Below are 12,599 nucleotides of genomic sequence, written 5' to 3'. Positions count from 1 at the left end.
CCGGACGGTCAGCTCTCCAACGCCCGGCGCAGCCGCTCGGGGTTCACCCGCCAGAAGGTGTGCTGTTCACCATCCACCAGCACCACGGGGATCTGCTCCCAGTGCAGCCGGTACAGCTCCGCGTCCTGCGAGATGTCCTTCTTCTCCCACCGCGCGCCGGTCTCGGCGCAGACCTTCTCGACCACCTCCTGCGCGTCGTCACACAGATGGCATCCCGGTTTCCCGATGAGCGTGACCAGCCGCTCCTCGGGACGCTTCTTCTCCTTGCGGCGCAACAGAGGACTCATGTCCTCATTGTCCCGCGCCCCGCGGGAACCGCCGACGGGCGGGGAGGCGCCCGTTCCGAAGAGTTCACGCCCGCGTTCCTCCTCGGTTCGGGAACTCCCGAACACAGTGGCTATGCTCGCGTCATGGCCGCTCTGGGATGGCTCACCCCCCGTAGGCGCTCCGCCACCGCGCGCAGCGTGCTGGCAGGCGAGGCCTCGGCCGAGGCCGCGCGCAAGAGCGCGCAGGACGACGCGCCGCCGCTCACCGGAGCACCACAGGCGGCCCCGCAGAAGTCCCCCGAGAAGCCCGCCGAGAAGCCCGCCGAGGCCGAGTTCCCCGTGCGGGGCGACGACCTCGCCGCCGCCTTCTTCGACCTCGACAACACCGTCATGCAGGGCGCCGCGATCTTCCACTTCGGCCGCGGCCTCTACAAGCGCGAGTTCTTCCGCCGCCGCGAACTGGCCCGCTTCGCCTGGCAGCAGGCCTGGTTCCGGCTCGCCGGGGTCGAGGACCCCGAGCACATGCAGGACGCCCGCGACAGCGCGCTGTCCATCGTCAAGGGCCACAAGGTCTGCGAACTCATGGCGATCGGCGAGGAGATCTACGACGAGTACATGGCCGAGCGGATCTGGCCGGGCACCCGCGCCCTGGCCCAGGCCCACCTCGACGCCGGCCAGAAAGTGTGGCTGGTGACGGCCGCCCCCGTGGAGACCGCCACGATCATCGCCCGCCGCCTCGGCCTGACCGGCGCCCTGGGCACCGTCGCCGAGTCCGTCGACGGCATCTACACCGGCCGCCTGGTCGGCGAGCCGCTGCACGGCCCCGCCAAGGCGGAGGCGGTGCGCGCCCTGGCCGCCGCCGAGGGACTCGATCTCGAACGCTGCGCCGCCTACAGCGATTCGCACAACGACATTCCGATGCTGTCGCTGGTCGGACACCCGTACGCGATCAATCCCGATACAAAACTGCGCAAGCACGCCCAGGCCCACGACTGGCGCCTGCGCGACTATCGAACCGGCCGCAAGGCCGTGAAGGTCGGCGTCCCGGCAGCCGCGGGCGTCGGCGCGATCGCAGGCGGCACGGCCGCCGCCATCGCCCTGCACCGCCGCCGCAAGTAGCCCCGGCGCGCCCGCGGTGGACCGCGCGCGCAACCCCGCACCTTTACCCGCGCCGTCGGCGCGGCACTCCGGCATGCCCGACTCGGTCGCGCAGCACAGTGGAAGCGCCCATTCCGCGTACCCAACCGATCAAGAACCGATCACCAACTGCGACTGAATATGCCCTGGGTACGCAACAGAAGTGTCGGAACCGGTGATTTGAGCAACTGGGTGTAGCGCTGCCTGTACGAAGCGTTATTCTCCTCAAACGCATGCCACCGCCCATCTGTCGCCACGACGGGTGAACGGTCCCGCACTGCACGTGATGGAAGCTCTGCCTCTGGGAGTCCCGTGTACCCACCTGTCGGGGTTGACGCCTCGGGCCTGGCTACGCTGCGCGCAACGGTCCTCGACCACCTGCGCGGCTTCGTCCCCACCGCGTACGCCGTCCCCGCCTTCGCCGCCGCGGTCCCTGCCGGCCTCGGCCCGGCCGGTCCTTGCTACGCCCTGACCGACGGCGGAGCGACGGTGGGCAGACGCGGTCGCGCGGGCGGTGCGGGCACCGCCTCCGGCACCAGCGCGCCCGCCGCCCGCCGCCCCACCGCGGACAGCGACCAGGCCCGCATGATGGACCTGGTCGAACGCGCCCAGGCCGGCGAGGCCGAGGCCTTCGGCCGGCTCTACGACCAGTACAGCGACACGGTGTACCGCTACATCTACTACCGCGTCGGCGGCAAGGCGACCGCGGAGGATCTCACCAGCGAGACCTTCCTGCGCGCGCTGCGCCGCATCTCCACCTTCACCTGGCAGGGCCGCGACTTCGGGGCCTGGCTCGTGACGATCGCGCGCAACCTGGTGGCCGACCACTTCAAGTCCAGCCGCTTCCGCCTGGAAGTGACCACGGGCGAGATGCTGGACGCCAACGAGGTGGAACGGTCCCCCGAGGACTCGGTCCTGGAGTCCCTCTCCAACGCGGCCCTGCTGGAGGCGGTGCGAAAACTCAACCCGCAGCAGCAGGAGTGCGTGACCCTGCGCTTCCTGCAAGGCCTCTCCGTCGCCGAGACGGCCCGGGTGATGGGCAAGAACGAGGGCGCGATCAAAACGCTCCAGTACCGGGCGGTCCGCACCCTGGCCCGCCTCCTCCCGGACGACGCCCGCTGACCGCCTCCCGCCACCGATCCCGTTGATGACTCCGATGCCGCTGTGGTCCGATCATCCTTCGTCCGTAACCCAAGTGCCGCGCCGCTCGTTGTGCGGAATGCAGGCTCCCTGTGGACACGCCCTGCCCGAAGCCGCTCACTCGAAAGTGTGGATGTGCTCAAGGAAGGCAACCTTCCGGACACCTGGGGGAGTCGATCGTCATGACGAGAGGAGGTGCCGCCAGTGATCGCGAACGTGACTCCGCACCGGCGGGCGAACGCCTTCGCCCAGGCCCTGGAGGAGCGGACCCCGTCCGACCTTTCGGAACCGGACCCGGCGGCCGAGCAGTCCGAGGCACCTGCCGAACCTGCCGACCACGACCGGTTGTTGGCCCTGGCGAACGCGCTCGGCGAAAGAATGCCGCGCCCGGTGCTGGACCCCGAGGTCAAAGTGGTGCAACGAGCACAGCTCGTCGCCGCCATGGAGGCCCTGGTGAAGGAAGAGAGGGCCGGAGGCAGTGCCGCACCGGACCCTCTGGTGCCCGAACAGCGGACCGGCCGCGGCGCCCACCGGGCGACCTCGCTCCGGAAGATGCGGCCCCGCTCCCGCTGGTCCAAGGGCATCGCAGCGGGCGGCCTCACCGTGGGTGTGGCCGCGGGGGCCTTCGGCGGAGTGGCCGCTGCCAGCACCGACGCCCTGCCCGGTGACTCCCTCTACCCCGTGAAGCTGGGCATGGAGGACCTCAAGCTGGGCATGGCCGACGAGGACTCCGACCGGGGCGAGCTCTACCTCGACCAGGCCTCGAACCGGCTCTCGGAGGCCCGCAGGCTCATGGAGCGCGGCCGGACCGGCGTCCTGGACCACGAGTCCCTGGGCGCGATCCGCCGGGCCCTGGCGGGCATGAGCCACGACGCGGCGGAGGGCCACCGGCTGCTCCAGGCGGCCTACGAACGGGACGGCTCGCTCGGCCCGATGCAGATGCTGTCCTCCTTCTCCCGCTCCCACCGGGACGCGTGGGGCAAGCTCCGGGAAAAGCTCCCGGCGCAGCTCACCGACGTCGGAGGGCAGGTCGAGTCGGTCTTCCAGGCCATAGACGAAGACGTGGCGCCCATCCAGAACCTGCTGCCCAAGCCCCCGGAGCAGTCCCGCGGGTCCACGGGCGGCCAGGCGAAGCCCAGCGCCTCCCCCGGCAAGCAGCAGCCCGAGCCCCCCGCAGGCCACCCGGCGGCGTCCCCCCCGAGCGCGCCCCCGTCAGCGGCCTCCAAGCCCCCGTCCTCCGGCGGGCTGCTGGGTGGCACCGGCGATCTGCTCCACCCGCCGGCAGAGGGTCAGGCCACGCCGCCCCCCTCGGGAGCGGCCCCGGCACAGCCCCAGCCGGACATCACCCTTCCGCCGCTCCTGCCCGGCCTGCTCCCCGGCCTCGGCATCAAGGCGGAAGACGCCGAATAGCGCGCAGCGGTGCCCGGCGGAATCGTCCGCCGGGCACCGCTGCCCCGTACCCCGGGACCGGGCCCGGGCCTGCCTTAAGGGCCGCCCCCAGAAGGGCCGCCCTCAGAAGAAGACCGACCGCCGCTGGACGAGCAGCCGGTACAGGGTGTGCTGTATCTGCTCCCGCACCTGGTCCGTCAGGTTGAACATCAGCATCGGATCCTCCGCCGCCTCCGCCGGATACCCCTCCGTCGAGATCGGCTCCCCGAACTGGATCGTCCACTTCGTCGGCAACGGCACCATCCCGAGCGGCCCCAGCCACGGGAACGTCGGAGTCACCGGGAAGTACGGCACCCCCAGCAGCCGCGCCAGCGTCTTCGCGTTGCCGACCATCGGGTAGATCTCCTCCGCCCCCACGATCGAACAGGGCACGATCGGCGTCCGCGCCCGCAGCGCCGTCGACACGAACCCGCCCCGCCCGAACCGCTGGAGCTTGTACCGCTCCCCGAACGGTTTCCCGATCCCCTTGAACCCCTCCGGCATCACCCCGACGAGCTCCCCGGCCTCCAGCAGCCGCTGCGCGTCCTCCGCGCACGCCAGCGTGTGGCCGGCCTTGCGCGCGAGCTCGTTCACCACCGGCAGCATGAACACCAGGTCCGCGGCCAGCAGCCGCAGGTGCCGCTCCGCCGGATGGTGGTCGTGCACCGCCACCTGGAGCATCAGCCCGTCCAGCGGCAGCGTCCCGGAATGGTTCGCCACGATCAGCGCGCCGCCCTGCTTCGGGATGTTCTCGATGCCCTTGACCTCGACCCGGAAGTACTTGTCGAACAGCGGCCGCAGCATGGACATCAGGACCTGGTCCGTCAGCTCCTTGTCGTAGCCGAAGTCGTCGACCTCGTACTCCCCGGTGATCCGCCTGCGCAGGAAAGCCAGCCCGCCGGCGATCCGCCGGTCCCAGTCACCCGGCCGGCCCGCGGCCCCGGCGCCCGCGCCCGCCACGGCAGGCTCCGGTACGGGCTGCACCACCGGCTCCCCGGCCGGCTGCGCCACCCGGACCCGCCGCGACGGCCGCCGCCGCGGCCGCTCCTCGTCGAAGGGGATGACCTTCGCGTCCGCCACTATCGCTCCGCTCCCTCAGCCGCCGGCCCGACACCCGACAGATCCGCGTTCAGCATCCCGGCCACCCCGTCCACGGCCCGCCCCACCCGCTCCGGCGGCAGCAGCCCGCTTCCCCGGCTCCGCGCGAAGTCCGCGAACGTCTCGGCGGTCGTGTACATCGGCTCGAACCCTAGGGTGGACCGCATCTGCGTGGTCTCCACGACCCGCCCGTGCGTCAGCAGCCGGATCTGTTCGGGCGAGAACTCCGTCACCCCGACCGCCCGCAGCGCCGACCCCACCCACGTCACCGCGGGCATCACCAGCGGCACCGTCGGCCGCCCCAGCCGCCGCGCGCACTGCGACAGCAGCAGCACCCCGTCGCCCGCGATGTTGAAGGTACCGCTGTTCAGCGTCCCCCGCTCGGGCTCGCCGGCCGCCAGCCGCAGCACGTCCACCACGTCGTCCTCGTGGACGAACTGCAGCCGCGGGTCGTACCCCAGCACGGTCGGCATCACCGGGATCGAGAAGTACTCGGCCAGCGCCGAATCCGCGTAGGGCCCCAGGATGTTCGCGAACCTCAGCACGCACACCGCCACGTCCGGCCGCCTGCGCGCGAAGCCCCGTACGTATCCCTCGACCTCCACCGCGTCCTTCGCGAAGCCGGCCGCGGGCAGCGACTTCGGCTGCGTGGTCTCGGTGAAGACGGCCGGATCGCGCGAGGTGCCCCCGTACACACTGGTACTGGACTTCACCACGAGCCGCCGCAGCGTCGGGGACTTCTGGCAGGCGCCGAGCAGCTGCATCGTCCCGATGACGTTCGTTTCCTTCACGGCGCTGCGCGCACCGCCGCTGCCCGCGCTGCCTCCCGTCACGGCGAGGTGCACCACCGTGTCGACGGCGTGCTCGGCGAGCACCCGGGCGATGGCCGAGCGTCTGATGTCCGTACGCACGAACTCGGCCGACCCGAGCCGGTGCGGAGGACTCACCGAATCCACCGCGATCACCCGCTCGACATCCGGCTCCCGCTGGATGCGCCGCACGAAGCGGCCCCCCAGCTGCCGGGCAGCACCAGTGACGAGAACGACCTTGCCCACGAGTTCAGCGCCTCCCTCGAAGAAGTCCCCCGGCTACACCGCAGCCCCTCCACCAGGATGGTGGAGGGGCTGCGGAGAACACGTACAGCTGCCGTTTACTTCTTGTTACGGCGCTGGACGCGGGTGCGCTTGAGCAGCTTGCGGTGCTTCTTCTTGGCCATCCGCTTACGCCGCTTCTTGATAACAGAGCCCACGACTACCCTCGCTCACTTCTCGGAACATCCCCGCGCCAGCGGGGATCGGTGCGGGGCGTCTGGGCCCACACGACCTACGTCGGCCTAGCCTACCCGCCCGAGCTCTGAGCTTGTAATCCGAGGGCAACCCGAGAGTCATCTCAAGCCGACTCCACCCCCACATAGGACTCTCGGAGGTACTCGTGAACCGCGTTCTCGGGGACCCGGAAGGACCGGCCCACCCGGATGGCGGGCAGATGACCGTTGTGCACCAGGCGGTACACGGTCATCTTCGACACTCGCATCACCGAGGCGACCTCCGCCACGGTCAGGAACTGAACCTCACTGAGAGGCCTCTCGCCAGCAGCCATGACACACCTTGACCTTCCGCGCATGACGGGCACCGGCTTCCCCTCCGGTTACGCCCCGTCGTCGCACGCTCACTCCCCAGAGTAGGGGCGTGTGATACGAGTGGGGAAGAGGAGCTACGGCCACTCCTGACGCCACGGCAGACCGGCCCGGTCCACGACGTACCGCGTGAGGGGCCGGTAGAAATCCGCACGCACCCCGTCATCAAGCGGAACCGCCACCGCGACCCGCCCCTCGGCCTCCCCGACGAACAGCGCGGGATCGTCCGTATCCGCCAGCCCGATCGCCGCCACACCCAACTGACCTGCACCGCAGACCCACCCGTGGTCCCCCACCACCAGTTCCGGCAACGGCCCGCCCGCGTCCGCCAACGCCCCCAGCGCGATCCGAACCGGCAGCGGCGAATGGGTGTGCGCGCCGGTGACACTCGCAGGTGGCCGCGCGCCGGGTTCCCGCACCAGTGCGACCCCCCGTACGTAATCGATGCGGTGCCCGCGTACGCCGAACCGGGTCGCCATGTCGACACGGACCCCCTGCGCCGGGGTGAGGACAACACAGCCCGCCGCCGACAGGGCCCGCGCCAAACTGGCGTAGAACCCCAGGAGGCGGTGCGGATGACCCGTCCCGAACAACACCGGCGACCGCGCCCGCGCCACCTCCCGCAGCCGCGCCGCGAAGGCCTCCAGCCCGGCCAGCGTCCGCTCCGGATCGATCACGTCCGGCCCGCTGACGTGCGACGGGTCCGCGGAGACCCCGCACCGGTCCGCCATCAGCCGCAGCAGCTCCCCCTCACCCCAGCACCGCTCCGGCTCCAGCCCCAGCAGCACCCGCGGATCGCGCGCCGCGAACAGTCTGTAACTGCGCAGGCTCTCCTCACGCGAGGTGGCGACGGGCCCGGCCAACCGGGAAGCCAGCAGATGCGCACGCAGCGCGCCGGTGCTCAACACCCTCCGATGCTGCCGCACCCGCCCCGGCCCCTCACCAATTCCACCGAACCGCCCCACCGTTGGCGTAACGATGCTTCGCCCCGCGCACCCCCTACACGAGCATCCCGCGCACCGGGAACACCGCCCGCCGCGTCGCCAGGACGGCCTGATCCGTACTGTCCGCCGGGTCGTAGCCCGCCTCCCAGTCCCGCCACCCCACCGTCCGGCCGTCGGTCATCCGCGCCGGCCCCGGCTGCCGGGTCCGCGCGTACACCTCGCTGCGCCACTCCGGCGGCACGGCCGAGGCCGGATCGACCGGCCGGTGCGCCGCGATCCCCACCAGGTGGGTCCAGGAGCGCGGCACGACGTCCACCACCGCGTAACCGCCCCCGCCCAGGGCGAGCCAGCGGCCGTCCGCGTACTCGTGGGACAGCCGGTGACACCCCTCCTGGACGGCCCGCTGCGCGTCCAACGACACCGCCAAATGGGCCAGCGGATCCTCGAAATGGGTATCGGCCCCGTGCTGGGACACCAGTACCTGCGGCCGGAAGTCCGCGAGCAGCTCGGGCACCGTCGCATGGAAGGCGCGGAGCCAGCCCTCGTCCCCCGTCCCGGCCGGCAGCGCCACGTTGACCGCCGAACCCTCGGCGGCCGGTCCGCCCGTCTCCTGCGGCCACCCGGTCTGCGGGAACAGCGTCCGCGGATGCTCGTGCAGGGACACCGTCAGCACCCGGGGGTCGTCCCAGAACGCCGCCTGCACCCCGTCCCCGTGGTGCACGTCCACGTCCACGTACGCGACGCGCTCCGCGCCCAGCTCCAGCAGCCGGGCGACCGCCAGCGCCGCGTCGTTGTACACGCAGAACCCGGCCGCGCCGCCCGGCATCGCGTGGTGCAGCCCGCCCGCGAAGTTCACCGCGTGACCGGCCTCCCCGCGCCAGATCGCCTCCGCCGCCGCCACCGACTGCCCGGCGATCAGCGCCGACGCCTCGTGCATCCCGTGGAAGGCCGGGTCGTCGACGGTCCCGAGCCCGTACGAACCGTCGGCCAGGCCGGGATCGGCCGACACCTCCCGTACCGCGGCGACGTAGTCCTCCCGGTGGACGAGCCGCAGCGTCGAATCCCCCGCCGCGCGGGCCGCCCGCACCTCCATGGCCCGGTCCAGCCCGAAGGCCCGCACCAGCCCCATGGTCAGCGCCAGGCGCACCGGGTCCATCGGATGGCCCGGCCCGAAGTCATACCTCGTTACCGCCTCGTCCCACATCAACAACCCGGTCACCGGCTCGCCGCTCATGCCCGACACCGTATCGGGCGCCGACGACCCCGAAGGAACGGGCATAGAACAGCGTCACCAACACCAGCACCATCGGTACCAGCATCGCCCCGCGGTAGCTCCAGGCGTCCCCGATCCCGCCGACCAGCGGCGAACCGACCAGGAAACCGACGTAGTTGAAGATGTTCAGGCGGGCGATGGCCGTGTCCGACGCCCCGGGGAACAGCCTCCCCGCGGCGGCGAAGGTCTGCGGCACGATCACGCACAGCCCGATCCCCAGCAGCGTGAACCCGAGCATCCCCGTCCACGCCCCGGGCGCGGCGGCCACCACCGCGAACCCGCCGGCCGCGACCACCGTCCCGGCCCGCACCACCGCGACCGGCCCGAAGCGGCGCACGCCCAGGTCCCCGACGGCCCGCCCCAGCAGCGTGGTCACCATGTACACGTTGTACGGGACGGTCGCCAGCTGCTCCGAACTCCCCAGCACGTCCTGGAGGTACTTGGCGCTCCAGTTGGAGACGGTCGAGTCCCCGATGTACGCGCACGCCATCACCAGGCACAGCGGCAGCAACAGTCCGAACCCGCCGGCCCCCAAGCCCTTGCCCGCTTCCCCGCCCGGACCCGGGCCGCCCTGGTCCACGTAGAACCGGCTCCCGGCCACGACCGCCGGCAGCAGGAGGACGACGGCCGGCAGGTAACTCACGAAGAGCCCCAGATGCCAATGGGCCCCCGCCCACGCGGCGGAGGCCCCGAGGATCCCGCCCAGGCTGTACGAGGCGTGGAACCCGAGCATGATGCTGCGGCCGTACGTGCGCTGGAGGCTCACCCCCAGCATGTTCATGGAGGCGTCGAGCGCCCCGACCGACAGCCCGAACGCGCCGAGCGCCAGGGCCACGTGCCACAACTGATCGCCGGCCCCGACACCGAGGAGGGCGAGCAGCACCAGCGGCTGGGCCCACCGCAGGACCACGCTGGGCCGGACCCGCTTCACCAGGTGCTCGGTCACGACGCTGGCGACCCCGGCGAGGACGGGCACGGCGGCCAGGAAGGCGGGCAGCAGCCCGTCGGATATCCCGTACTGGTCCTGAATGGCGGGGATCCGCGTCACGAGGAGGGCAAAGGTCACGCCCTGCACGAAGAAACTGAACCCGAGGGACAACCGGCCACGGCGCAGCCGCACGTCATCTGTCATGGCGGCTCAGCGTAGGGCGCCGGGCTACCTGTGGGTAGAGCGATCACACACCCAAATCGCGAGCCGGTCATCGTCATCGGTCACCCGTGAGTGAGCGTTTTCAGCGCTGCCCCTCCAGGGTGAGGATGGCGGCGGCGATTGATGTGAAACGGCTCGGGCTGCACCCGGCCCGGTGGAGGATCCGCCAGGCCTTCAGTCGCGCGGTACTACGCGATGGGCGTATTCGCCGCGGGCCAGTGCCGGCGTTCGGGAATCAACCTGCGCAGGATCCACAGGCCGGCGCGCAGCTTCCAGTCTCCGGGGGAGCGGACTTCGGAGATGAGCGCGCCGGTGCTCCTGCCGATCGACCGCGACGCTTCCTCGGTCGCATCCGGGTCCAACAGTCTGTCGCAGTTGAACCAGGCCAAGCCCCGTGCGACCCGGATCCCGTAATTGGTCAACAGCTCGTCACTACGGGTGAACAGCCTGTCCAAAGAGCTGAGCCCATGAATGTACCTGGACGAAAGGTCGTCCTGGACCCTGTCGATACAGGACCCCAGCACGTCGTTCATGCGGTGGAAGTCCGCGATGTGGCTGCGGTCGCCCTTGGACGTCGCCATGCGCCGCAGTGCTCCCGGCAAGTCGTACGAAATGTGCGCCATCATGGAAAAGAGCACGTCTTCCAGCGTGTACGAGCGCGGGACACTCGAAGCGGCGAAGACGTCTCGCCATGGTTGAGGGATGGAGTCCGGCAGGTCACTGGGCCGGACTTCGTCCGCGGAGCCACCGGGTCGTCCTGCCAGCCATGCGTCGATGCCGTCCATCGCGGCGAAGTAGGCCGACGCGAGCGTCTCACACAGCTCGGCGACCCACGGCGGGTCGTTGAACGCGGGGCTGCCGGTGTCCAGGGCGGTGGCGAGCGTCGTCGTGAGGCGGTAGTAGGTGTAGGCGAACGCCGCCCGGCGATCGTGCGTGGTGTCGTACTGCCTGACCCGGTCGGCAAGCAATCCGGCGACCAGGGTGACCTTTTCGGCGGGGAGCATGGACTCGGCGGTCATCGGGGGTACGTCCCTGCCGCCCGCTAAGCCGGCGCGCTGATTCGGCGGGTTTCCTCGGTCGCCCTGCCCCAGTCGCACACCAATTCCGCGAAGAGGCTCTGGCGGTCGGGTGATACCTGATAGTCCGCTGTCCAAGGGGTTTCGAGCAACGGCATGTGGTAGGTCGCGGCCATGCCTTCGTCGCGAATTTCCGCAGAGTAGGTGAAGGCCCGCGTGAGCAGGCCCGGCACAGGGCCGAGCCTCTCCTTCGCGCGGACAGTGACTCCGGTCCCGTTGCTGTCCAGTACGTACTGCTCTTCCAAGAGGTAGAGGGTCACGCCGAACTTGGACATCCTGACCACATTGTCGGCCTGGCCGAACTCGCCCTCGTCCGGCTTCGCCACGATCGTCGAACTCTGCCGTGGCGCGCCGGCGAGCAGCTCGATGGTGTGCATGGCGGTGGCGAGCAACTTGTTCGTCAATCCGATGCGGCTGCGCACGAGACGACGCCAGGAAGTGACCCGGAAGGTGGCTTTTCCATGCCAGGTGCCGGTCCCGATGTCGAAGTAATAGACGTGGTTGGGCGCGGTCGTGCGCTGTCGAGAGATGCCCTCGGGCTCCATTGTCACGGTACGTAGCGTATCATTACGCTTTGTAAATGCTGGCCCTGGACCGCCCCGGCACGAGGCAGCGCCGAAAACGCTCGGTCACTCCTCGATGCCGAGCAACCGGATCAGGTCCTTCATCTCGCCGAAGCAGGCCGTCGCCCCGGCCAACTGGTCGGCGGGCATCATCCCGGTGAACCCGTACACCTCCATTCCGGCGGCCACGGCCGCCGCGACCCCGAGCGGGCTGTCCTCCACGACCACGCACCGCGCCGGTGCCACGCCCATCCGGTCGGCGGCGTGCAGGAACAGATCGGGCGCGGGCTTGCCGCGGCCCACGTCCTGCGCGCTGAAGATCCACTCCTCCTCGAACCACCCGTCGATGCCGGCGGCCCGGTGCCCGACCCGGATCCGCTCGTGGCTCCCGGAGGAGGCGAGACAGTAGGCGATCCCGTGCGCGGTCAGCGCCCCGAGCACCTCCTCCACCCCGTCGACGGGCCGGAGTTCCCGGGCGAACGCCTCGAACGTCCGCGAGTGCAGCATCTCGTCGAACTCCTCGGGCAACCGCTGCCCGGTCCGCTCCAGCACGAGATCGTGCACCCGGTGCACGGCGCCGCCCATGTAGTCGCGGAGCGACTCGTCGTACGAGGTCGGGTGCCCGAGCTCGGTGAGGTAGCCGGCGAGAATCCGATTGGCGAGCGGCTCACTGTCCACCAGCACGCCGTCGTTGTCGAAGATGACGAGGTCATAGCCCATACGACCACCCTACGAGTCGTGGCTCGGCGGCCACGCGACCCATGCCGGGCATCCGTAGGACTTTTTACGGTTGTCGGCCGGTGAACGCAGAAAAGCCCCGCACCATGCCCGTGAAGGGCTGGTGCGGGGCTTTCCCACAATGATTGTTCGGCGGCGTCCTACTCTCCC

The 12,599-nt window shown here is 70.6% G+C and carries 14 protein-coding genes; 3 read left to right on the top strand and 11 right to left on the bottom strand.

The window, feature by feature from the left end; translation table 11 throughout:
* Positions 1 to 8: 8 nt before the first annotated feature.
* Positions 9 to 287, bottom strand: coding sequence for a glutaredoxin family protein (locus ACZ4M3_RS24755; protein WP_399279136.1), 279 nt, complete (start codon positions 285 to 287; stop codon positions 9 to 11).
* A 123-nt stretch (positions 288 to 410) separates the two neighbouring features.
* Between ACZ4M3_RS24755 and ACZ4M3_RS24750 the strand changes: the two genes are divergently transcribed.
* From ACZ4M3_RS24750 to ACZ4M3_RS24740, 3 genes are all read left to right on the top strand, one after another.
* The gene (locus tag ACZ4M3_RS24750) at positions 411 to 1,385 is read left to right on the top strand and encodes an HAD family hydrolase (RefSeq protein ID WP_467736074.1); all 975 of its coding nucleotides are present in this window, start codon (positions 411 to 413) and stop codon (positions 1,383 to 1,385) included.
* A gap of 330 nt (positions 1,386 to 1,715) precedes the next feature.
* Positions 1,716 to 2,525 (top strand): ECF subfamily RNA polymerase sigma factor, BldN family, encoded by an 810-nt coding sequence (locus tag ACZ4M3_RS24745; RefSeq protein WP_467736072.1) that lies wholly within the window; start codon positions 1,716 to 1,718, stop codon positions 2,523 to 2,525.
* Between the two features lie 222 nt (positions 2,526 to 2,747).
* Positions 2,748 to 3,953 carry a DUF5667 domain-containing protein gene (locus ACZ4M3_RS24740; protein ID WP_467736070.1) on the top strand — a complete coding sequence of 402 codons (1,206 nt, stop codon included), beginning with the start codon at positions 2,748 to 2,750 and terminating at the stop codon, positions 3,951 to 3,953.
* Positions 3,954 to 4,055: 102 nt separating this feature from the next.
* Here the strand turns inward: ACZ4M3_RS24740 and ACZ4M3_RS24735 are convergent, their stop codons facing one another.
* The 10 genes from ACZ4M3_RS24735 to ACZ4M3_RS24690 form a co-directional block, all read right to left on the bottom strand.
* Positions 4,056 to 5,051, bottom strand: a complete 996-nt coding sequence (locus ACZ4M3_RS24735) for a lysophospholipid acyltransferase family protein (protein ID WP_467736068.1) — start codon at positions 5,049 to 5,051, stop codon at positions 4,056 to 4,058.
* Positions 5,051 to 6,124, bottom strand: coding sequence for an NAD-dependent epimerase/dehydratase family protein (locus ACZ4M3_RS24730; protein ID WP_467736066.1), 1,074 nt, complete (start codon positions 6,122 to 6,124; stop codon positions 5,051 to 5,053). The genes ACZ4M3_RS24735 and ACZ4M3_RS24730 overlap by 1 nt, the downstream gene beginning before the upstream one ends.
* A gap of 95 nt (positions 6,125 to 6,219) precedes the next feature.
* Entirely contained in the window at positions 6,220 to 6,318 is a 99-nt protein-coding gene (locus tag ACZ4M3_RS24725) for a 30S ribosomal protein bS22 (protein WP_003948845.1), read from the bottom strand.
* 140 nt (positions 6,319 to 6,458) lie between these two features.
* A complete protein-coding gene (locus ACZ4M3_RS24720) occupies positions 6,459 to 6,668 on the bottom strand; it encodes a helix-turn-helix domain-containing protein (RefSeq protein WP_008738568.1) in 210 nt (69 codons plus the stop codon).
* A 114-nt stretch (positions 6,669 to 6,782) separates the two neighbouring features.
* Positions 6,783 to 7,613 carry a phosphatase gene (locus ACZ4M3_RS24715; protein WP_467736064.1) on the bottom strand — a complete coding sequence of 277 codons (831 nt, stop codon included), beginning with the start codon at positions 7,611 to 7,613 and terminating at the stop codon, positions 6,783 to 6,785.
* Between the two features lie 91 nt (positions 7,614 to 7,704).
* Positions 7,705 to 8,853 (bottom strand): acetoin utilization protein AcuC, encoded by a 1,149-nt coding sequence (locus ACZ4M3_RS24710; protein WP_467736534.1) that lies wholly within the window; start codon positions 8,851 to 8,853, stop codon positions 7,705 to 7,707.
* Entirely contained in the window at positions 8,825 to 10,054 is a 1,230-nt protein-coding gene (locus ACZ4M3_RS24705; protein ID WP_467736062.1) for an MFS transporter, read from the bottom strand. The genes ACZ4M3_RS24710 and ACZ4M3_RS24705 overlap by 29 nt, the downstream gene beginning before the upstream one ends.
* Before the next feature lie 206 nt (positions 10,055 to 10,260).
* Positions 10,261 to 11,091, bottom strand: coding sequence for a DUF5995 family protein (locus ACZ4M3_RS24700; protein ID WP_467736060.1), 831 nt, complete (start codon positions 11,089 to 11,091; stop codon positions 10,261 to 10,263).
* A gap of 23 nt (positions 11,092 to 11,114) precedes the next feature.
* On the bottom strand, positions 11,115 to 11,699 hold the full coding sequence (locus ACZ4M3_RS24695) for a hypothetical protein (RefSeq protein ID WP_467736058.1): 585 nt from the start codon (positions 11,697 to 11,699) through the stop codon (positions 11,115 to 11,117).
* Between the two features lie 78 nt (positions 11,700 to 11,777).
* Complete coding sequence (locus ACZ4M3_RS24690) at positions 11,778 to 12,431, bottom strand: HAD family hydrolase (protein WP_467736056.1); 654 nt, start codon at positions 12,429 to 12,431, stop codon at positions 11,778 to 11,780.
* Positions 12,432 to 12,599 lie beyond the last annotated feature (168 nt).

Source organism: Streptomyces sp. NPDC026522, assembly GCF_055567555.1.
The sequence above is the reverse complement of the archived record's forward strand: the minus strand, read 5'-3'. Positions and strand labels throughout refer to the sequence as shown.

Excerpts from the sequence above, each read along its gene's own strand:
- ACZ4M3_RS24755 (WP_399279136.1), bottom strand. The coding sequence starts at position 287 with ATGAGTCCTCTGTTGCGCCGCAAGGAGAAGAAGCGTCCCGAGGAGCGG.
- ACZ4M3_RS24750 (WP_467736074.1), top strand. The coding sequence starts at position 411 with ATGGCCGCTCTGGGATGGCTCACCCCCCGTAGGCGCTCCGCCACCGCG.
- ACZ4M3_RS24720 (WP_008738568.1), bottom strand. The coding sequence starts at position 6,668 with ATGGCTGCTGGCGAGAGGCCTCTCAGTGAGGTTCAGTTCCTGACCGTG.
- ACZ4M3_RS24710 (WP_467736534.1), bottom strand. The coding sequence starts at position 8,853 with ATGTGGGACGAGGCGGTAACGAGGTATGACTTCGGGCCGGGCCATCCG.
- ACZ4M3_RS24705 (WP_467736062.1), bottom strand. The coding sequence starts at position 10,054 with ATGACAGATGACGTGCGGCTGCGCCGTGGCCGGTTGTCCCTCGGGTTC.
- ACZ4M3_RS24700 (WP_467736060.1), bottom strand. The coding sequence starts at position 11,091 with ATGACCGCCGAGTCCATGCTCCCCGCCGAAAAGGTCACCCTGGTCGCC.
- ACZ4M3_RS24690 (WP_467736056.1), bottom strand. The coding sequence starts at position 12,431 with ATGGGCTATGACCTCGTCATCTTCGACAACGACGGCGTGCTGGTGGAC.